Source organism: Nonomuraea turcica (assembly GCF_030718205.1).
Classification (GTDB): Bacteria; Actinomycetota; Actinomycetes; order Streptosporangiales; family Streptosporangiaceae; genus Nonomuraea.
Genome location: NZ_JAUZQF010000005.1, coordinates 297,863 through 318,857, shown reverse-complemented (window position 1 = coordinate 318,857; position 20,995 = coordinate 297,863). Strand labels below are relative to the sequence as shown.

The window sequence follows — 20,995 nt, the reverse complement described above, 5'->3', positions numbered from 1 at the left end:
CGTCCTAACGTGCTAATTCAGCATGAACCTGTCCATAATGGTGTTCAACGGACGCTCCGCGACCTTGTCGATGACCATCGCGGCGCCCACGGAGAACAGCGCGATCGGCCACGCCACCGGGCCGAGCGGCGTGGAGCCGAAGAAGTGGCTGAGGCCGGGCGTCTGCACGATCGCGGCCAGCGCCACCGCCGAGCCCACGGCGCTCAGCAGCACGGTCCGGTCCCGTCCCGCGGTCTGCACCGTCTGGGCCAGCTGGGTGCCGACCAGCGCGACCAGCCCGACCGTGCGCGCTCGCGCCGGTGTGCCGGTGAACCTGGCCAGCGTCCACCCGATCCCCGCGCCGAGCGACGTGATCACCGCGCGCCGGGCGATGTCACGCGTGAGCGCCTGGCCCAGCGAGCTTTCCGGACCCTCCTGCAACAGGTTCGCCGCCTCCTCGGGCGAGGGGGCGCGCAGCGCGATGGCCAGCGCGGGCGCCAGGTCCGTGAGCATGTTGACCAGCAGCAGCTGCCGGGCCGACAGCGGGGAGGAGCCGGCGGCGAGCGCGCCGAGCAGGGTGAAGCCGATCTCGCCCAGGTTCCCGCCCACCAGGATGGCCAGCGCCTCGCGGACCGAGGCCCACATGGCGCGGCCCTCGGCCAGCGCCGAGACGATGGTCTCCAGCCGGTCGTCGCTCACGACGATGTCGGCGGCGGCCCGCGCCGCCGGGGTGCCGGTGAGGCCCAGCGCGATGCCGACGTCGGCCAGCCGGATCCCGGCGGCGTCGTTGGCGCCGTCGCCCGTCATCGCCACCACCTTGCCGATCCGCTGGAACGAGCGCACGACCCGGACCTTCTGCTCCGGCGTGCAGCGGGCCACCACGTCGACGGAGGGCAGCCGCTCGTCCAGCTCCGTGTCGTCCAGGGCGTCCAGCTCCGCGCCGGTGAGCACCCGTGGCTCGGCCTCGATCAGCTCGGCGGCGATGGCGCTCGCCGTGCTGGGATGATCCCCGGTGATCATGACGATCTGCACGCCGGCCGCGCGCAGGCGGGTCACCGCCGGGCTGGCGGTGTGCCGCACCACGTCGGCCAGGCCGAGCAGCCCGGCGAAGGTCAGGTCGGCCACGTCGCCGTCGTCGAGATCGTCGCGCCCCGTCACCGGGCGTTCGGCCACGGCCAGCACGCGGTGCCCGGAGGCGGCCAGACGCTCGACGTGTTCCTCGACGCGGTGCCGTTCCTTGTCGTCCAGAGGGCGCTCCTGGCCGTTCACCCGCACGCGGGTGCAGCGCGGCAGCACGGTCTCGGGCGCGCCCTTGACGCTGAGCAGCCTGGTCCGCCCATTCTTGCCGAGGGTGGCGTGGAAACCCCTGGACGGCTCGAACGGCAGGGCCGCCAGCTCCCGCCAGCCGTGCACCCCCGTTCTGCGGCTCACCCCGGCGGCCTCGGCGCCGGCGGCGACGGCCGCGTCGGTCAGGTGGCTGTGCTCGCCGTTGCTCTCCCGGCGGGGCGTCGCGCGCAGTCCCGTGGCCAGGACCGTCTCGAGATCGCCCAGCCTGCGCACGGACACCTCGCGACGGGCGTCGCAGACGCGGGTCAGCCGGATCTCACCCGCGGTCAGCGTGCCCGTCTTGTCGAAACACAGCACCTCGACCCGGCCGAGCGCCTCGATGGTCCGCGGATCGCGTACGTGCACGCCGTGCGCCGACAGCCGGCGGGTCGCCGCCAGCTGTGCCGCGCTGACCAGCAGCGGAAGGCCCTCGGGCACCGCGGCCACGGCGAGGCTGACGCCCTCGGCGAGCGCCTGGCGCAGAGGCCGGCCGCGCACCAGGCCGGCCAGCGTCAGCGCCGCCGCCGCACCGCCGGCGATCGGCGTGGTGGCCCGGGTGATCCGCGCCAGCCGGTCGGCCACCCCGCTGCGCGGGGCGCGCTCCTCGGCGGCGGCCAGGGCGCGGCCCGTCTCCGTGGCCTGGCCCACGGCCACCACCACGGCCGTGGCCGTGCCTGCCGCGATCGAGGTGCCCTCGTACAGCATGGAGCGCCGATCGGCCACGTCCCTGGCGAAGATCGGCGCGGCGTTCTTGGTCACGGGGAGGGACTCCCCGGTCAGCGCCGACTCGTCGGCCTCGAGTCCGACCGCCGCCACGATCCGGCAGTCGGCGGGCACCACCTGGCCCGCCGAGAGCACCACCACGTCGCCGGGGACCAGGTCGCGGGCGTCGGCGTCGTGTTCCTCGCCGTGACGCAGGACCCGCGCGCGGACGCGTACGTGCCCGGCCAGCTGGGCCAGCGTGCGCGCGGTGGCCACCCGCTGCACGCCGCCGGCCAGCGCCGACAGCCCCATCACGCCGGACACCAGGGCGGCGTCCACGACAGAGCCCACCGCGGCCGAGCCCACCGCACCGGCCGCGAGCACGGGCGTGAACGGGTTGGCCAGCTCCGCCGCCGTCTCGCGCAGCAGCGACGGCCGCCTGCCGTTGGCGGCGACCGGTGTCCGCCTGCGCGCCGCCTCTGCTTCGCTCAGCCCGTCAGGGCCGGTGTCCAGCTCGCGCAGCACCGTCTCGACCGGCATCGCGTGCCACGGCCGCGGATCGGCCGGAGTGAGGGCGGGCGTCAGCGTGGTACGCCAGGCGCGCCAGGCGCCGTGGCCCATCGACAGGCAGGTCGCGACGTGCATCGCCGTCAGGGCGTTGCCCGCCGAGCGCGGGGCGGGAGAGGTGAGGGCGAACAGGGCGCCCACGCCCGTGCCGCCGCGGGCCAGCCGCACTCCGCCGGCGGCCACCTCGCGGGCCGCCGGGATGGCGGCGATCAGCGCGACCAGAGGCCGCAGGTCGTCGTCGAGCAGCAGATGGGCGCCCCAGGGAGGCGGGGCCGGGGCGCCGGCCGCCGAGCCGGTGCGGACCCCCGGGGTGACCCCGGCTCCACAGTCGGCCTGCGCCAGGGCCTGGGGGTCGGAGGACACCAGCAGCACGCCCGCCCCGCCGGCCTGCAGCTCCCGCACCCGCTCCGCGCCCGCGCCGGGCCGCACGATCACGCGCAACCCGGCCTTGCGCGCGGCCGCCACGGCCGCCTCCGCGTCCGGCGAGCGCTGCCGCGCGGTCTCGGCGCTCGCCTGTTTCTCGCCGTCGCGGGTCAGGGTGAGCCGCCGGCCGCGGGCCCGCAGCCGCCACGGCCCCTCCTCCTGCGCGGCCTCCGGCCGGTCGGGGTCGAACATCCGGTAGAGCCACGTGGCGATCTCCTCATGGTCGGCGCCGGGCGCGGGCCGCACCTCGCCGATCGCACTGCGTGGCGACAGCAGGACGTCCTCGTCGAACACCACCGTGTCGATCCGGTCCAGGCGCCGCAGCGCCGCGCGGTCGGCGATCACCACGCCGCGGCGCGACAACACGAAGCCCAGCTCGGCCGCGAACGTCTCGCGTCCCGCGAACGCCGGCTTGGGCGTGCAGATCATCGCCGTCTGCAGACCGCGCCGGGCGTTCATGCTCAGCAGCGAGCCGACCAGGCCGCCCAGCGGCGCACCGGCGAGCAACTGGTCGGCGTAGCGGTCGGCGGGGCCGGGCGGCAGCGGGACGGGCCGCTCGGCGGGGACCGCGGAGGCGGCGGCCTGCTCCGGCGTCCCGGTCAGGCGCTCGTGCACCGCCTGCCACGCGCTGTCCACGGCGTGGTTCTCCCTGATCTGCACCAGACGCTGGGCCGTGTCGACCACCAGCCCCGTCAGGCCGGGCGCCAGCCCTTTCACGGCGGCGCTCGCCACCGGCAGCCACGTCCTCAGCGCGGGAAGGGGGATCGCGTCGTCGATGGCGTCGCGGAGCCGCGGCAGGTTGTCGACCAACGACACCAGGCCGGCGACCTCCCCGGGCAGCGGGGTGCGGTGGAGGAGCCACTCCACGCCGGTCGCCGCGATGCCGCCCAGGTCCGCCGCCAGGACCAGCCCGGGCGGCGGCTCGGCGGCCACCCGCGACCGGGCCTTGGCCTCCGCCTCCTCCAGCGCGCGCATCAGCTCGGCGGTGTCGGCGGGCGGGTCGTCCAGCGCCACGATCGCCCGGCTCAGCGGCACGTTGACCCGGGCCCACCGCACGCCCGGGACCGCCTGCAGCCTGCCCTCGATCTCGGCCGCCAGGACCGGCTCGCGCAGCAGCTCCAGATGGATGCGGCCCGGATATGTCCAGGTCGAGCGCCCGCCGAGAGCGCCGACCGCGTCCGTCACACGGCGCAAGGTACGAGTGAGGTGTCCGAGCATGGGTGTCCCCGTACCCCGCCAGCCGGGATCAGTCGAGGACGTTCATTAAATCTCCATGAACAACGCCTTTACCGCACGCCCCGGCAGCCCGCTCCGTGCCCAGGCGGAAGCGATCACGTGGCAGGGGGTGGGGACTACAGTGAAAGACGTGGTCACGCGTACGAGCTCCAGCGGACGTCGCCAGTTCCTCACCCGCGGGATCGTCGTGGCCGCGGGCCGGCGAGTGGCCGAGACGGAAGGCGTCGGCGGGCTGACCATCCGGCGGGTCGCGGCCGAACTCGGCGCCGCTCCGATGGCGATCTACCGGCACGTCGCGGACAAGCGGGCGCTCATCCTCGCGTTGCTCGAGGACGTGGCCGAGGGACTGCCGCCGCTGCCGGACGAGGAGGGGACCCCGCAGGAGCGGCTGGTGGCCGCGTTCGCCGCCGTGGACGCCTACCTCGCCCAGCATGCCTGGGTCGTGGAGATCCTGCGCCAGGGCGAGCAGTTCGCGCCGCGGGCCGCCGCCCTGTTCACCTGGACCCTGGACCGCTTCGCCGAGCTGGGCCAGGACGACCGGCAGGGGACCGACGGCTACGCCGCGCTGTGGTGGTACGTCCTCGGCCACCTGTCCTACCTGCCCGGCGTGGCGCCCGAGCGGCGCGCCGCCCGCGAGCAGCTGCTCGCCTCCTCGGTCGACGACCCCGAGCGGGCCCGCCGCGCGCTGCGTTCCTTCGACCACGAGGCCGCCTTCCTGCACGGGCTCCGCGCGCTCGTGGACGCGCTGGCGACCCGCTGAGCAGATCTCTCCCGCCCTCTATTTAGGTTTGCCTAATTTCTGTGTACTTTGTACGCATGACTCAGCCTCCGAAGGCCGGGTGGACCCTGGCCGTGGTCTGCCTGGCCGCGGTTCTGCTCACCCTGGACATCACGATCGTCAACGTCGCCCTCCCCGAGATCGCCGGTGAGCTGCAGGCCCGTCTGGACGGCCTGCAGTGGGCCATCAACGGCTACACGCTCGCGTTCGCCGCCCTGTTGCTCACCGCGGGATCGGTCTCCGACCGCGTCGGCCGCCGCGCGATCTTCACGGCCGGGGTCGCGCTGTTCACCGCCGCCTCCGCGGCCTGCGGGGCGGCCTGGAGCCCGGGCGCGCTGACGGCCTTCCGCATCGCGCAGGGGGTCGGCGGAGCGATGATCATGGGCACCGCGATGGCGCTCATCGCCGGCGCCTATCCGGCGGGCCGCGCCCGGCAGGGCGCCATCGGGGCGTTCTCCGCCGCGGGCGGCGCGGCCGCCGGGCTCGGGCCACTGCTCGGCGGCCTGATGGTGGACACCCTCGGCTGGCGGTGGATCTTCTGGATCAACCTGCCCGTGGGGGCGATCCTGCTGGCCGGGGCGCTGCTGCGGCTGCGCGAGCCGGCCAGGGAGGCACCCTCCGGCCGGATCGACGTGGCCGGCGCCGTGCTGGCCGTCACCATGCTCTTCGCGCTCAACTACGCGCTGATCGCCGGTCCCGGCCAGGGCTGGGGCTCGCCCGGGGTGCTGGCGGCGCTGCTCGCCGGTCTGGTGCTGCTCGGCCTGTTCGTCGCGGTGCAGGCCCGCCGCCCGTACGCCGTGCTGGACGTGCGCCTGTTCCGGATGCCGACGTTCACCGGCGCGGTGCTGCTGACGTTCCTGGCCAGGATCACCAGTTTCGGCATCCTGCCGTACCTGATCCTGTGGCTGCAGGGCATGCTCGGGCACTCTCCGCTGGAGACCGGGCTGCGGCTGCTGGCCCTGACCCTGCCCATCCTGATCGTCGCCCCGCTGGCTGGTCGGCTGGGGGAGCGGATCCCCGCGTCCCGGCTGATGGCCGGGGGCTTCGCGCTGATCGCGATCGCCTTCGTCCTGATGGCCAGGGTGGGGCCGGACAGCTCGTGGCTCGTCGCGCTGCCCGGCTTCGTGCTGCTCGGCGTCGGCGGGGCATTGGCCTTCCCGCCGCTGCTGGGCGTCACGCTCGACGTCGTGCCCCGCGAACGGGCGGGCATGGCCTCGGGCCTGTCCAACACCTTCTTCCCGCTGGGCACGGCCACCGGTGTGGCCGCGTTCGGGGCGATCTTCACGACCCGGATCGGGGCCGAGCTCCCCGGGCAGGCCGCGGTGGTGGCCGGCGGCCGGTTCGACCTGGTGAGCCAGTCCGCCCAGGAGACGGCCAGGAACGCCTTCACCGGCGCGCTGGCCACCACCTGCCTGGTGGCCGCGGCCGCGGGGCTGGCCGGCGTGGCGATCTCGCTGCTGCTCATCCGGGCACGCGACAGCCGGCCGGTCCCCGTGGGGTGAAACCTAGGGAAAGCCCTAGGGCGGCCCCCGAGGCGGCCGCCGCCCGTCCCGTGCCAGCCTGCGGGAATCCGATCCGCGCGGCCGCCCGGCGCCCCTTCCGGCCGGCAGGGCCGCGCCACGACGCCTGGGGGTGGGCAAAGGCATGACCGAGGCATCAGAGACGATGGCGAAGCGGCTGGCCGACGCGGTGGAGTTGCCGGACTTCCTGCGCACGGCGGGCACGTTGACGCTCGCCGACCGGCGCACGCTGGTCCAGCAGGCGCTCGTGCTCATCGAGCAGAACTACGTGCACCTGCCGCTCAAGGCCGCGATGCACGCCGTGAACCCGGTCCAGCGGCTCAGGCTGCTGGCCCAGCGACTCGGCCGGCAGAGCGAGACGGGCATGGATCCGGAGTGGCGCTTCCACCAGGAGCTGTCAGAGATCTTCCACTCGATGCGCGACCTGCACACCAACTACCTGCTGCCGGTGCCGTTCTCCGGCAAGATCGCGTACCTGCCGTACCAGATCGAGGAGTACTTCGAGGGCGACGACCCGCACTACGTGGTGACCAGGGTCGTCGAGGGCTTCTCCGCTCCCGGGTTCGGCCCCGGCGTCGAGGTGACGCACTGGAACGGGGTGCCGATCGAGCGGGCGGTGGCGCTCAACGCGACACGCTTCGCCGGTAGCAACGCGGCGGCGCGGCACTCGCGCGGCCTGCAGTCGCTCACCCTCCGGCCGCTGCGCATCCACGTGCCGCCCGACGAGGACTGGGTGGTGCTCACCTACGTCAACGGCGACGGGATATCCCGGGAGCTGCGGGAGAAGTGGCGCATCACCGACAACGTGCCGCCCTTCGTCGACGCCGACGAGCTCAGCACCGCGGCCGTGGCTCAAGGGCTCGACCTCGGCACGGACGAGATCGGCCGCGCCGTCACGATGTTGTACGTGCCCACGTCGGTCACGGCGCGGGAGTCGCTGGCCTTCGCGGACCTGACGACCGAGCCCGCGGCGCCGGGCGCGGACGTCCCGACGTCCATGCCGGCGGTGTTCCGGGCCAGGAGTGTGGTCACCGCGTCCGGCACGTACGGCCACATCCGCGTGTTCACGTTCAACGTCAACAACCCCGACGGGTTCGTCCGGGAGTTCGTCCGGCTCATCGAGCTGCTGCCGCAGAACGGGCTCATCGTGGACGTGCGCGGCAACGGCGGCGGGCACATCTTCGCCAGCGAGTTCCTCCTGCAGACGCTCACCCCCCACCCGATCTCCCCGGAGCCGACGCAGTTCATCGCGACGCCGCTCAACCTGCGGATCTGCGGGCAGCACAAGAACAACCCGACCGGCCAGATCGACCTCACGCCGTGGTGCAGGTCGATGGAGCAGGCGCTGGAGACGGGCGCCGTCTACTCCGGCGGCTTCACCATCACGCCCGCCGACGGGGCCAACGCCGTCGGCCAGCGCTACCACGGCCCCGTCGTTCTGATCACCGACGCCCGCTGTTACTCGGCGACCGACATCTTCGCCGCCGGCTTCCAGGACCACAAGATCGGCCCCGTCCTCGGCGTGGACGGCAACACCGGCGCCGGCGGCGCCAACGTGTGGACGCACCAGTTGCTCACCACGCTGCTGGAGCTGCCGGAACCGGCCGCGGACACGCCGTACAGGCCGCTGGCGGGGCAGGCGAACATGCGGGTGTCGATCCGGCGCACCCTGCGCGTGCACGACCTCGCGGGCACCCCCGTCGAGGACCTCGGCGTCGTGCCCGACCAGCGGCACCGCATGACGCGCAGGGACGTGCTCCAGGGCAACGCGGACCTACTCGAACGGGCCGGGCAGCTGCTGGCCGGCCGGCCGGTGCGCCGCCTCGAGGCGCAGGTGGCCGCGGCGAGCGGCGAGCTGACCCTGCGGAGCCGGCTCGTGGACCGGGCCGACGTCTACCTCGACGGCCGGCCGCGGCTGTCGGTGGACCTGGCGCAGGAGTCCGTGACGTTCCCCGTCCCGGGGATCGGCGCCGCCCAGGTGGTCCGTGTCGAGGGTTATAAGGAAGGGGAGCTCGTCGCGGCCCGCACGATCGTCCGCTGACCCCGCCTACACGCGCAGCAGCGACGGCCAGGTCTTGGGCCCGACGACGCCGTCCTCGTCGAGGCCCTCGGCCTGCTGGAACCCGCGGACGAGCTCGACCAGGCCGGTGTCGCAGCGGGTGGACGTCAACCAGCCCTCGAGCCCGTCCTGGACGCCGGCGTAGGCGGCCCGCGGCACGTGACCGCGGGCGAACAGGCAGCCTCTGACCGTCTTGACGTCGACGTTGTCGTCACCGAGGCGGATCAGCGGCAGGTTCTTCACGATGGTCTCCGTCCAGGATGGGTCCGGGTCGCCCTTGATGATGGCGGCGACGGACGCCCGGAAGTCGTTCATGTCGAGGGAGTGCGGGTCCGGTTTGGCGGTGTTGACCTCCCGGTGCGCCTTCACCCGGGAGGCCGGCAGCCCGAACTCGCGGCACAGCTCCGCGCACAGCCGGATGTAGGCCTCGACCTGCGCCGCGGGCCACGGCTGGACGCCGTTGTTCTCCGCCTCGATGCCGATCGAGCTGGAGTTGTCGTGCCGCGGGGAGGTCGACGGGGCGTTGTGCCAGCATCGTCCGGCGGCGATGACGTAGATCCGCCCGGACCTGCCGAGCCCGAAGTGCGACAGCGGCCCGTCCAGTCCGGGGCGGCCGTCGCGCACCACGGCCAGCGACGGGTAGTCGCCGCCGGCCGGCGGGCCCGCGGTGTGGTGACAGACGATGCCCTGCACCTCGGGCTGCGGCCCGTGACCGCGGGTCTTCCATCCGGCCACTTCGGTCACCGGTCCGCCGGTGCGGCGGGCGACGTCGGCGAGCTGGGTCAGGAACGGCATGATCAGGAACCTTCATCGCAATCGTCGCGGGCAGTTGCTTACAGATCTTTAGCATGCCCTATCTCTGCGTGATCGCGAGAATCGGGGCGATCTTATGCCGACACCGTGATGACGACCTTGCCCGGGGCGCGGCCCTCTTCCTGATACCTGATGGCCGCGGGGATCTCCTCGAACGGGTACTGCCGGTCGATGACCGGGCTGACCTGGCCGTCCTCGATGAGTCCGGTCAGCGTGACGAGGTTGCGCCTGTTCTGCTCCGCCGTGCACCCGACCACGTCCGTCAGCACCACCTTGTGGGGCAGGAACATACCGGCCGCCAGCGTGGCGAACATCCGCCCCGCCGGCTGGAACCAGCGGCCGGCGGGCCCGCCGACCAGGACGTGGATGCCCTTGGGCTTCAGGACCCGCCGGTAGGCCGACGCGCGCCGGCTGCACGCGTTGTCCACCACGAGGTCGAAGTGGCGGCCGAGCCGGGTGAAGTCCTCCTTGGTGTAGTCGACGACCTCGTCGGCGCCGAGTGAGCGGACCAGGTCCACGTTCCTGTGGCTGCAGACGCCGGTGACGTGCGCGCCGAAGGCCTTGGCGAGCTGCACGGCGAACGTCCCCACGCCGCCCGAGGCCCCGTTGACCAGGACCCGCTGCCCGGGCTGGAGCCTGCCGTCGTCGCGGACGGCCAGCAGCGCGGTGCCGGCCGCCAGCGGCACCGCGGCCGCCTCCTCGAACGACAGGTTCCGCGGCTTCGGCGCCAGCTCGGCCGCCTCGACGCGGACGTACTCGCCGAACCCGCCCTGCTTGGACATCGCGAACACCTCGTCGCCGGGCGCGAACTCGGTGACGTTCTTCCCGACCGCCTCGACCTCGCCGGCCACGTCGGCGCCGAGGATCGGGATCGACGGCTTGCGCAGCCCGAGGCCGCCGGGCATGACCCGCGCGACGTACGGCTCCCCGCGCATCCCGTGCCAGTCGTAGGGCTGGACGGACGTGGCGCGCACTCGCACCAGCACCTCGCCGGGGCCGGGCTCGGGCCGGTCGACGTCCATGAGCTTGAGCGCGGCGGGCGGGCCGTACGTGCGTAGAACGAAAGCCTTCATCACATTCCTCCTCCGGGAGCGGTTGAACGTCAGTGTCGCCAAGACCCGCCCCCGGTCCAACGGCCGAAAGTACGACCTCCTCGGTGGCCGATAGGCCAGGCCGGCCGAGCCGTTCCGCCGATGAACCGCGACCGCCCCGGCGGCCACGATCGAGGCATGACCCTCCAGACCACCAGGACACGCCGCCCGGCCACCAGGGCAGGATGGCTCCTTCCCGCCGGGCTCATCGTTCTCAGCTTCGTTCCCGTGCTCGCCGGCGCCGTCCGGCTGACCGAGCTGGCCGGCGGCGCCGACGTCACGCCCGCGAACGCGCGGTTCGTCGCCATGCCGCTGCCGGTGATGCTGCACATCGTCGCCGCCAGCCTGTACAGCGTCCTGGGGGCGTTCCAGTTCGGCCGCGTCCGGCGGCGCTGGCACCGCCCGGCGGGGCGGATCCTCATCCCCGCCGGGCTCGTCACGGCGCTGTCCGGCCTGTGGATGACCCTGTTCCTGGCCCGCCCGCCCGGCGACGGCGATCTGCTGGCCGCCTTCCGGCTCGTGTTCGGCACGACGATGGCCGTCTCCCTCGTGCTCGGCCTGGCCGCGATCCTGCGCCGGGACATCGCCGGGCACCGCGCCTGGATGACCCGCGCCTACGCGATCGGCATGGGCGCCGGCACGCAGGCGGTGACCCAGGCCGTCTGGCTCATCGTCCACGGCGGTGAGCAGGACGAGGTCACCCGTGCGCTGCTCCTGGCCGCCGGCTGGGTGATCAACCTTGCCGTCGCCGAAGGGATCATCCGCCGCAGGCGGCGGCGGTCCCGGGTCAGTGCTTGACGCGGTTGGTCTCGTACGCCCACATCGCGATCTCCACGCGGTTGCGCACGCCGAGCTTGGTCATCAGGCTCGCGACGTGGCTTTTGACCGTACTGAGTGAGATGTGCAGCTCGGCGGCTATCTCGCTGTTGGTCCGCCCGCGTGCCACGGTGAGCAGGATCTGCTCCTCCCGGTCCGTGAGCGCCTCGATGGGCTGCGCAAGCGGCGCGGCCGGCCCGGCGCCGGCGAAGGTGCCCAGCAGCCGCGCGGTGATGCTCGGCGCGATCAGTGCGTCGCCGCCCGCGGCCGCCCGGATGGCCTGGGCCAGCAGCTGCGGACCCGCGTCCTTGAGCAGGAAGCCCCGGGCGCCCGCCCGCAGCGCCTCGTAGACGTATTCGTCCAGGTCGAACGTGGTGATGACCACCACGGCGAGCGGGTCGCCGACGTCCGGGCCCGCCAGCAGGCGGGTGGCGTCGATGCCGTTGAGGTGAGGCATGCGGATGTCGAACAGGCACACGTCGGGGCGCAGCCGCCGGGCGAGCTCGACGGCCCGCCGCCCGTCGCCCGCCTCGCCGACGACCTCGATGTCCGGCTGGGCGTCGAGGATCATCCTGAGCCCGGTGCGGGCGATCTCCTGGTCGTCGGCCACGACCACCGTGATGTTCCTGTCGGGGATGGTGTTGCTCATGTCACCGCCCCGGTGCGGGGCAGCACGGCCGTCACGGTCCAGCCCCGGCCCGGGTTCGGGCCTGCCTCGCAGCTGCCGCCGAGCAGGCCGGCGCGTTCGATCATGCCGATGAGCCCGTATCCCGCCGACGAGATCGTATGCGTGGAGCTGTTGTCGCCGTCGTCGCTCACCCGCAGGCGCACCGAGGTGTCGTCGGCGGCCACGCTCACCTCGATGCGCGTGGCGTGCCGCGCGTGCCGCCTGGCGTTGGTGACCGACTCCTGCGCGATGCGGTAGATCGCGGCGCCGATCGACGGCGGCAGGCTGTCGAGGTCGCCGCGGATCTCCACGTCGACGGACGGGCCGACGCGGCCCTGGCCGGCGAGCTGGGCGAGATCGGCGATGTGCTTGCCGGGGGCCAGCTCCGCGGGCTCGTGCCTGCGCAGGACCCGGACCATGGCCCGCATCTCGGCCAGCGTGCGCGACGCCTCGGCCTCGATCACGCGCAGCGCCTCGGTGGCGGCGCCGGGATGCGTGGCCGCCGTCGCCAGGCCCGCCTGGGCGCGGATGGCCATCGCCGAGACGTGATGGGCGACGGTGTCGTGCAGATCGCGGGCCAGCTGTTCGCGTTCGAGCAGTTTGACCTGGTCGAGCTCGCGCATCCTGGCCCGCGACCGGAACCGGAAGGCCACGCCCAGGGCGAAGGAGGAGACCATCACGGCGAACGCGCCGATCATGTCGGCGGGGGCGGCGATGCGGCCGGCGGCCACCGACATCGAGACCGCGGCCAGCATGATGGCGAACCCGATCGCGACCTCGCGCCCCGACCCCCACCGGAACAACGCGTACAGCGCCACCAGCACGTAGGCCATCGTGTACATCTCGATGGCCGCGCCACCGGTGAACAACGGCGCCAGGCTCGTGGCGGCGAAAATGATCAGGACCATCAGCAGCGGCCTGGTGCGGCGCCACAACAACGTGAACACCAGCCCGACGGTGACGGTGACCGACAGGGCCCGCCAGGAAAGGTCCGGCCGCATGACCCCTTCGAGCACCGCGACCGGCACGAGCACTCCTACGAGCGCCCAGTCCCGCCACACCCTCCGTGGAGGGTTGGGGGCACGTGGCTCGTTCCATAAGGAGCGGAGAAGACCGTGCACTCCATCATGCTATCGAGACCCCGCACCGGCCTTCGCCTGCTGGGCGGGGCTCTCGCGGCCACAGGCGTAGGCCACGGCGCGGTCCGGTCCGAGCCGCTCACCGGCGCGGAACGCCCCCGAGAACGCCCGCCTGCCCAGCGCCAGGCACGCCTGCTGCTCGCAGCGCTCGTGCCAGACGGCGTGGTAACTCAGCCGCTCCGGCGCGGCGCCCATCACCCGCCACAACACATGCGCGGCACCCAGCAGCTCCGCCGCCCGCTCATGCTCCCCGCGCCCGCCCGCCGCCCACGCCAGCACCTCCAGGCACTGGGTGAGGCACCATCGGTCGCCGATCTCGCCGGCGAACTCGGTGGCCGCCGTCACCAGCTCCTCCGCCCGCGAGCAGTCGCCCAGATTCCACCGCGCGACGCCGAGCGACATCTGGGCGTAGGCGCGGGAGACCAGAGCGTGATGCCGCTCGCACAGGTCCAGCAGCTCCTCGCCGAACTCGGCGGCCTGGCGGGGGTCCTCGCTGGAGCCGTACGCGGCGGCGAAGTACAGGCTGTACAGCACGCCGTCCAGGTCCTCCATGGCCCGGTGGAGCGCCAGGGACTCGCGCAGCAACTCCAGACCCCGGCGGCCGTCGCCGGTGGAGAACGCGGCCACGCCCTCGGCCATGAGCGCGCGCGGCAGGATCCGGTCGTTCCCGGCTTGACATGCGAGGTCACGGCACTCCCCGAGCCGCGGCCCGGCCGCCGCCACGTCGCCTTGGCGCAGCGCGAGCAGGCCGCACGCCCACAGCGCCTGCCCTCGCGTGCTGGTGCCGTCCGGCACCAGTCTCAGGCCGCGTTCCAGCCAGTAGCGGCCCTCGGTGAGCGAGCCGGCCAGCAGCCAGTAGCACCACATCGCCGACGCGGTGCCCAGCCCGACGGGTGCGAGCGCGGGCTCGCACATGCACGCGTCGAGCGCCGCCCGCAGGTTGGGCAGCTCCCCGCGCAGCAGGTGGTAACGCTCGAGCTGGTCGGGAACCAGCCGGTCGATGCGGTGCCGCTCCACCAGCTCCCGGTAGTGGCGGACGTAGCGGGAGCGCAGGAGCCGCCGGTCGGCGGCAGGCAGCCGCTCGCTCCCGTACGCGCGCAGGCTCTCCAGCATGCGGTACCTGAGCCTGCCCTCCCGCAGCTCGCCGGCCACGACGGACTTGTCCACCAACCCGGCCAGCAGGTCGAGCACCTCCATGTCGTCGATGCCGTCGCCGGCGCACACCGACTCGGCGGTGTCCAGATCGACCCCGCCGGGGAACATCGACAGCCGTGACCACAACCGCCGCTCCCCGGCCGAGCACAGGCCGAAGCTCCAGTCCATGGTGGCGCGCAGCGTGCGATGGCGCGGCGGCACGGAAGGGGCGTCGGCCGCCAGCACGTCGATGCGCTCGTCGAGCTCGCGCGCCAGGTCCTCCAGCGTCGAGGTGCGCAGCCGGGCCGCGGCCAGCTCGATGGCGAGGGGGATGCCCTCCAGCCGCCGGGCCAGCCGCACCACCCACGCCTTGTTGCCCGGGTGCAGCGAGAAGCCGGGCACGGCCCGCGCCGCGCGCTCCACGAACAGGCGGACGGCGTCGTGGCGGGCGGTCTCCCGCAACCCGCGCCCGGGGTGTGGCACGGGCAGTGTGGGGACGGGCAGCACCTGCTCGCCGTACACGCCCAGGGTCCGCCTGCTGGTCGCCAGGATGCGCAGCCGGGGAGCGGAGCGCAGCAGCCGGTCGACGAGGCGGGCGCAGGCCTCGTGCACGTGCTCGCAGTTGTCGAACACGAGTAGCATCCGCTGGTCCGACACGTAGTCGATGATCACCTTCACCGGATCGGGCCCGGCGTCGCGCAGCCCCAGCGCCGCGGCGACCGTCGGCTCGAGAAGCTCGCCGGTCTCCAGGGAGGCCAGCTCCACGACCTCCACCCCGTCACGGAAACTGCCCCGGAGAGTCTCGGCGAGCTTGAGCGCCAGGCGGGTCTTGCCGACGCCGCCCGGGCCGGTCAGGGTGAGCAGCCGGCTCGAGGCCAGCATGCGCCGGGATTCGCACAATTCACGCCTGCGCCCGACAAAGCTGGATTTGTCCGTCAATAGGCTGGCGGTCATGACGAGCTCCCGGAACGGTCCTGCTCGTAGACCCAGGCGGCGATCTGGGTCCGCGAGGTGAACCCGAGCTTGCACAGGATGTGCTCCACGTGCGCCTCGGCGGTGCGCTGCGCGATCACCAGGTGGGCCGCGATCTCCTTGTTGCTCTTGCCCTGGGCGACGAGCGCGGCGATCTCCCGCTCCCGCCGGGTCAGCGGCGAGGCCTCGCGCGCCTGCTCGTCCCGCGGGGCGGCGCGGCCTATGGCGTAGGCGAGCGCCTCGGCGCAGCTCATCTCGGTGCCCTTGCGGAAGGCCGCGTCGAAGTCGCGCGCGCCCAGGCGTTCGCGCGCCACCGTCTCGGCGCTCTCGTGGAAGCCGGAGAGGTAGCCGAACAGCGGCCCGCCGAACGAGCGCCAGCTCTCCTGAGAGGCCCCGAGCAGCACCGCGGCCCGCTCGGCCTCGTCCTCGGCGGCCATCCAGGCCAGCGCCTCCATGCACAGCGCGATGCCCAGGCGGTCGTCGAAGGGCTGCTTGAGCCGGATGGCCTCGCGCTCCATCTCGACCGCCCGCGCCGTGTCGCCCTGCTTCCACGTCTCGATCCCGAACACCCACAGCGTGTACGACCGGAACCAGTGCTCGTTCTGGACCTCGCAGATCGTCAGGCACTCCTTGTAGAGGTCCGCGGCCTGCTCGGGGTGGCCCAGCAGGGAGTGCGCGGTGGCCAGGTACATCATCGCGTTGACCACGCCCATCTGGTCGTCCGAGGCGCGGTGGGCCTCGATGGCCTCGCCGAGGAGGGTCACGGCCGGGGACGGGTCGCGCTGGATCAGGGCCGCGAGGCCGCAGACGTAGGCCGCGCCGGCGAGGACCAGCGCGTCCCCATGCCGGTCGCCCAGATCCTTGCTCTCATCCAGCATCGCCGTGGCCACGCCGAAGTCGCTCTGCAGGACCGCGAGCCTGGCGTTGACCAGCAGGGCCCTGGCACGTGCGGCGGTGGGCGCCGGCTCGGCCGCGAGCAGCCGGTCGAGCCAGCTGCGTCCCTCGCGCAGCGCGCCGGCCGCGATCCAGTAGAACCGCAGCGCCGCGGCGATGACCAGGCCGGCCTCCGCCTCGCCGGGCGTGGTGAGGCAGTAGTCCATGGCCGTGCGGAGGTTGCCGTGCTCGGCACGCAGGCGGGCGAACCAGGCCACCTGGTCGGGGCCGTACCATCCCTCCTGCGCGCGGAGGGCGAGGTCCCGGTACCAGTCGCGGTGGCGGGCCTTCAGCTCCGCCTCTTCGCCCGACTCCCGCAGCCGCTCGCGGCCGTACTGGCGGATCGTCTCCAGCAGCCGGTACCTGACGCCGTTCTGCTGCTCCTCGCGCGCCAGCACGGACTTGTCCACCAGGCCGTTCACCAGGTCGATGATCTCCTCGACGGCGATGCCGTTCCCGCCGCAGACCTGCTCGGCCGCCTCCAGGTCCAGGCCGCCGGAGAACACCGAGAGCCGGCTCCAGAGCAGCTGCTCCTGCTCGGTGCACAGAGCGTGGCTCCAGTCGATCAGCGCCCGCAGCGTCTGCTGGCGCGGCAGCGCGGTCCGCGCCCCTGTCGTGAGCAGGCGGAAGCGGTCGTCCAGCCGGGCCAGCAGCTGCTGTACGGAGATGGCCCGCAGCCGGACGGCGGCCAGCTCGATCGCCAGCGGCATGCCGTCCAGCCGCCGGCAGATCCACGCCACGCTCTCCCTGTTGGCGTCGGTGACCTCGAAGCCGGGCAGCACGGCCTTGGCCCGCTCGGCGAACAGCCGCACCGCGTCGGACCGCCCCATCGCCTCGGCCGACGGCCCCGCCCCGTCGGCGTCCGGCACCGACATCGTCGGCAACGGCATCGTCCGCTCGCCGGCGACGCCCAGCGCCTGCCGGCTGGTGGCCAGGATCCGCAGGCCGGGGGCCGCGCGCATCAGCGTGTCGACCATGGCCGCGCACTCGTCCAGGAGGTGCTCGCAATTGTCCAGGAGCACGAGCATCTCCTTGTCCCGCAGGTGGTCGACGAGCACCTCGATCGGGGGGCGTACGGAACGGTCCTGGATCTCCAGCTTCTCCATGACAGTCGGGACGAGAAGCAGGGGGCTCTCCAGCGCGGCGAGCTCGATCAGCCACACGCCCGCGTGGAAGGCGCGCCGCAGGTCGGACCCGACGCGCAGGGCCAGCCGGGACTTGCCGACGCCTCCCACGCCGACCAGCGTCACCAGCCTGGCCTCGGACAGCAGCCGTTTGACCTCGGCTATTTCGTGCCGGCGGCCCACGAAGGTGTTGAGCTCCGCCGGCAGACCGCCCGAGACGTGCGGCGCGGCCATGGTCATGATTGCTCCAACGACTCAGGCGCCCGGGTCACCATGCCGTGTGCCGAGCCCCACAACCCAGATTATGTCCGGGCCGTTTTACGGATCTCTCCCCTCGGTAAAACCCTGGTCGTGGTCAGGTATTGAGCGCGGAATGACGGCGGCTGTACGCGAAGTAGATGATCAGCCCCAGCGCGAACCACACGGCGAAGCGCAGCCAGGTCACCGGGTCCAGGAAGGTGATCAGCCAGAGGGAGAAGAGCACGCCGATGCCCGGCACCACGGGCATGCCGGGTGTGCGGAACTCCCGGTGCAGGTCGGGTCGGCGGTAGCGGAGCACGATCACGGCCGCGCACACCACCACGAAGGCCAGCAGGATGCCGATGTTGGTCAGCTCGGCCGCCTCCCTGATGGGCAGGAACCCGGCGATCAGCGCCGAGGCGACGCCCACGATCCAGGTGACGCGCGTGGGCACCCTCCGTACCGGATGCAGCCGGGCGAACCACAGGGGCAGCAGCCCGTCCCTGCTCATGGAGAACCACACCCGGGTGACGCCCAGCATGAACGTGAACATGACGGTCAGGATGCCGATGACGGCGCCCGCCGCGATCAGCGTGGCCAGGCCGGACAGGCCGGCGGCGGCGAACGCCGAGGAGAATCCGCTCTCCGGGTCTATGTCCCGGTAGTTCTGCATGCCGGTGAGGACGAGCGTCGCGAGCACGTACAGGACCATGGAAATGGCCAGGGAGTAGACGATGGCCTTGGGCATGTGCCGCCGGGCGTCCTTGGACTCCTCGGCGGCGGTGCTCATCGCGTCGTAGCCGAAGACGGCGAAGAACACGGTGGCCGCGCCGGTGATGGCCCCGCTGACGCCGAAGGGGAAGAACGGCGTGTAGTTGGCCGGGTCGATGAAGAAGAACCCGACCCCGATCACCAGCAGCACCACGGCCACCTTGATCGCGACCACGAACGTCTCGAACCTGGCGGCCGCCTTGATGCCCAGGTTCAGCAGGAAGGCGATCAGCAGGCAGAGCAGCACCGCGAACAGGTCCACCACGCGCCCGTCTCCGGTTCCAGGCGCGCCGAGCATCCACGGCGGCAGGGTGATACCCAACTGCTGCACCAGAAAGCCAAAATATCCGGATATGCCGATGCCGACGACGGCGACGATGGCCGTGTACTCCAGCAACAGATCCCATCCGATGAACCAGCCCACGACCTCGCCGAGCACCGCGTAGCCGTAGGTGTAGGCGGACCCGGCCTTCGGGATCATGCCGGCGAACTCGGCGTAGGAGAAGGCCGCCGCCGCGCTGGCCACCCCGGCCAGGAGGAACGACACGAGCACGGCCGGCCCCGCCGTCTGGTTGGCCACCGCCCCGGCCAGGGCGAAGATGCCCGCGCCGATGATGCCGCCGATGCCGATCGCGGTGAGCTGCCACAACCCGAGCGCCCGGGACAGCTCACCCTCGTGCTCCTCCGCGATCTGCTCGACCGGCTTCCGGCGGAACACGCTCTGCGACGAAACCATCACGGCCTCCTTGCTCCCGCAGGTCTCCTCTCGGGCCCCTTTCCTGTACGGCCCGCGCCATACTGCCCGCGCTCGGGATTTGACGACTTCCAGAACGTGGTTTCGCGGCCCTCCGGCGGGCACCTGTGAACGCATGGATCGCACGGATCTGGAACGGCGGACCGTCAAGGCCGGCAGCTGGCCCATGACCGGCTGGCGGCGCGTCCCTCCGGGAGGGCGGCACAGCACGCCGGTCGTCTGCGTGCACGGGGCCGGCGTGTCCAGCAGGGAGCTGCGGCCGCTGGTGGCGGCGCTGGGGGAGCACCTGCCGGCCTGGACCGTGGACCTGCCGGGCTTCGGGGAGAGCGCGAAACCGCCTCACCCGCTCGACCTGCTCGGGCTCACCGACGCCCTGGTCTCCTGGCTCGAGGCCGAGGAGCTGCCGCCCGCCTGCCTGGTGGGCTGTTCGTTCGGCTGCCAGCTCGCCGTGGACGCGGCGGTGCGCCACCCGGAGCGCGTGCGCTCGCTCGTCCTCGTCGGGCCGACCGTGGATCCCCGGGCGCGCTCCTGGCCGCGCGTGATCGGCAGGTGGCTGCGCAACTCCGTGCGGGAGAGCCCACACATGGCGCCGCTCAACGTCGCCGACTACCGGGACGCGGGGCTCCTGCGGGTCGTCGCCACGTTCCAGGAGGCGATGCGCGACCGCCCCGAGGACAAGCTGCCCCGCGTCGCTGTGTCCGTGCCGCACATGATCCCGTTCCGCGGGCCGCAGGCCCTGGTGCCGATGATCACGGACTTCGCGTGAGGCTCGCGGGGAGCGGCCGGCCGCCCGCCAGGGCGGCGAATAGCTCCTCCCAGAGCGGCATCACGACCTGCGGCGTGTAGGCGTGCGCCGTCTCCGCCGCGGCGGCGCCCAGGCGCGTGCGCAACTCGCGGTCACTCATCAGCCGAGCGAGGGCCTCGCCCAGCTTCTCGACGTCGCGCGGCGGCACCAGCAGCCCGTCCCGGCCGGGCGTCAGCACGTCCGCGGGTCCCGTGGGGCAGTCGAAGGCGACGATCGGCAGGGCGTGGCCCATCGCCTCGATCATCGCCATCGGCAGCCCTTCGATCCGCGAGCTGAGGGCGTAGATGGACGCTTTGGCCAGCTCCTCGTGGATGCGGTCGGTGCGGCCCATGAGCCGGATCCGCCCGCCCATGCCGTGCTCGTCGATCCGCTCCTGCAGGCGCTGCTGCGACGGTCCCGTGCCGAAGATCCGCACCGTCCACTCCGGGTAGGCGTCCGCGACCGCGGCGAACGCCGGGATGAGCATGTCGAAGCCCTTCTGCGGCACCAGGCGGCCGACCGCGATCACGGCCGGGTTGCTCTGGTCGGAGTGCTTGCGGTGCTCCATGTGCACGGCGTTCGGGATGCGCACGATCGGCGCTCCGGGGCTCAGCAGCGCCCGGTACTCGGCCCGGCTGGTCTCGGTCAGCACCGTGATCGCGTCGAAGCGGCGGTAGTGGCGGGCGATCTGCTCGCGTACGGCCGGGTGGTAGGCGGCCAGGTTCATGTGCTCCTGCGCCACCCGGATGACCTTGCGGGAGGCGCGGCGGGCCGAGATCAGGTTCAGCGCCGGGCGGGTGGTGACCAGGATGCCGTCGGTCAGCGAGGACACGTAGTCCATGACCGTGGCCTCCACACGTTCGGTGAAGTACTCGGCGGCGAACTCGCCGTACGGCACGATCTTGCCGCGGGCCCGCCGCCACACCTTGCGGGCCAGCGAATCGGAGGCCACCCCGTCGCGCTGGTCCACCAGCGCCGACAGCCGCACCCGCGGGTCGATGGCGAACTGCGGCTTGGTGCGCCGCCGCACCACGCTGACGATCTCGACGTCGTGGCCCGCCTCGGCCATCGCTCCGGCCTGGTTGACCACCGTGCGGATGGTGCCGCCCATGCCGTAGGCGTGCAGCAGCATGTACCGGATCTTCACGTCTGGTACTCCCACTTCAT

General features: G+C 72.9%; 14 protein-coding genes. 5 read left to right on the top strand and 9 right to left on the bottom strand.

Features of this window, described 5'->3' with window-relative positions; translation table 11 throughout:
- Positions 1-12: 12 nt before the first annotated feature.
- A complete protein-coding gene (locus Q9G87_RS15805; RefSeq protein ID WP_305917096.1) occupies positions 13-4,182 on the bottom strand; it encodes an HAD-IC family P-type ATPase in 4,170 nt (1,389 codons plus the stop codon).
- Positions 4,183-4,363: 181 nt separating this feature from the next.
- Here Q9G87_RS15805 and Q9G87_RS15800 point away from each other — a divergent pair, with 181 nt between their 5' ends.
- The 3 genes from Q9G87_RS15800 (at position 4,364) to Q9G87_RS15790 (ending at position 8,572) form a co-directional block, all read left to right on the top strand.
- Positions 4,364-4,993, top strand: a complete 630-nt coding sequence (locus Q9G87_RS15800) for a TetR/AcrR family transcriptional regulator (protein ID WP_305917095.1) — start codon at positions 4,364-4,366, stop codon at positions 4,991-4,993.
- Positions 4,994-5,049: 56 nt separating this feature from the next.
- Positions 5,050-6,513, top strand: coding sequence for an MFS transporter (locus tag Q9G87_RS15795; RefSeq protein WP_305917094.1), 1,464 nt, complete (start codon positions 5,050-5,052; stop codon positions 6,511-6,513).
- A 142-nt stretch (positions 6,514-6,655) separates the two neighbouring features.
- Positions 6,656-8,572: a S41 family peptidase gene (locus Q9G87_RS15790; protein ID WP_305917093.1), complete on the top strand. Its 1,917-nt coding sequence runs from the start codon at positions 6,656-6,658 to the stop codon at positions 8,570-8,572.
- Between the two features lie 6 nt (positions 8,573-8,578).
- Here Q9G87_RS15790 and Q9G87_RS15785 read toward each other — a convergent pair whose 3' ends face one another.
- Together Q9G87_RS15785 and Q9G87_RS15780 are read right to left on the bottom strand one after the other, a co-directional pair.
- Positions 8,579-9,385 (bottom strand): peptidoglycan recognition protein family protein, encoded by an 807-nt coding sequence (locus Q9G87_RS15785; protein ID WP_305917092.1) that lies wholly within the window; start codon positions 9,383-9,385, stop codon positions 8,579-8,581.
- A 92-nt stretch (positions 9,386-9,477) separates the two neighbouring features.
- The gene (locus Q9G87_RS15780; protein ID WP_305917091.1) at positions 9,478-10,476 is read right to left on the bottom strand and encodes an NAD(P)-dependent alcohol dehydrogenase; all 999 of its coding nucleotides are present in this window, start codon (positions 10,474-10,476) and stop codon (positions 9,478-9,480) included.
- Between the two features lie 156 nt (positions 10,477-10,632).
- On the opposite strand from Q9G87_RS15780, the gene Q9G87_RS15775 reads away from it, so the two are divergent.
- The gene (locus tag Q9G87_RS15775; RefSeq protein WP_305917090.1) at positions 10,633-11,292 is read left to right on the top strand and encodes a DUF2306 domain-containing protein; all 660 of its coding nucleotides are present in this window, start codon (positions 10,633-10,635) and stop codon (positions 11,290-11,292) included.
- Here the strand turns inward: Q9G87_RS15775 and Q9G87_RS15770 are convergent.
- From Q9G87_RS15770 to Q9G87_RS15750, 5 genes are all read right to left on the bottom strand, one after another.
- Positions 11,282-11,959 (bottom strand): response regulator, encoded by a 678-nt coding sequence (locus Q9G87_RS15770; protein ID WP_305917089.1) that lies wholly within the window; start codon positions 11,957-11,959, stop codon positions 11,282-11,284. The genes Q9G87_RS15775 and Q9G87_RS15770 overlap by 11 nt on opposite strands.
- Entirely contained in the window at positions 11,956-13,005 is a 1,050-nt protein-coding gene (locus Q9G87_RS15765) for a sensor histidine kinase (protein WP_305917088.1), read from the bottom strand. Before Q9G87_RS15765 ends, Q9G87_RS15770 begins: the two co-directional genes overlap by 4 nt.
- Before the next feature lie 102 nt (positions 13,006-13,107).
- Complete coding sequence (locus tag Q9G87_RS15760; protein ID WP_305917087.1) at positions 13,108-15,204, bottom strand: ATP-binding protein; 2,097 nt, start codon at positions 15,202-15,204, stop codon at positions 13,108-13,110.
- Positions 15,201-17,519 carry an ATP-binding protein gene (locus Q9G87_RS15755; RefSeq protein WP_305917086.1) on the bottom strand — a complete coding sequence of 773 codons (2,319 nt, stop codon included), beginning with the start codon at positions 17,517-17,519 and terminating at the stop codon, positions 15,201-15,203. The genes Q9G87_RS15760 and Q9G87_RS15755 overlap by 4 nt, the downstream gene beginning before the upstream one ends.
- A gap of 115 nt (positions 17,520-17,634) precedes the next feature.
- Positions 17,635-19,026, bottom strand: coding sequence for an amino acid permease (locus tag Q9G87_RS15750; RefSeq protein WP_305917085.1), 1,392 nt, complete (start codon positions 19,024-19,026; stop codon positions 17,635-17,637).
- Positions 19,027-19,159: 133 nt separating this feature from the next.
- Between Q9G87_RS15750 and Q9G87_RS15745 the strand changes: the two genes are divergently transcribed.
- A complete protein-coding gene (locus tag Q9G87_RS15745) occupies positions 19,160-19,810 on the top strand; it encodes an alpha/beta fold hydrolase (protein ID WP_305917084.1) in 651 nt (216 codons plus the stop codon).
- Here the strand turns inward: Q9G87_RS15745 and Q9G87_RS15740 are convergent.
- Complete coding sequence (locus Q9G87_RS15740) at positions 19,794-20,975, bottom strand: glycosyltransferase family 4 protein (protein ID WP_305917083.1); 1,182 nt, start codon at positions 20,973-20,975, stop codon at positions 19,794-19,796. The two genes, Q9G87_RS15745 and Q9G87_RS15740, sit on opposite strands and share 17 nt — an antisense overlap.
- Between the last annotated feature and the right edge of the window lie 20 nt (positions 20,976-20,995).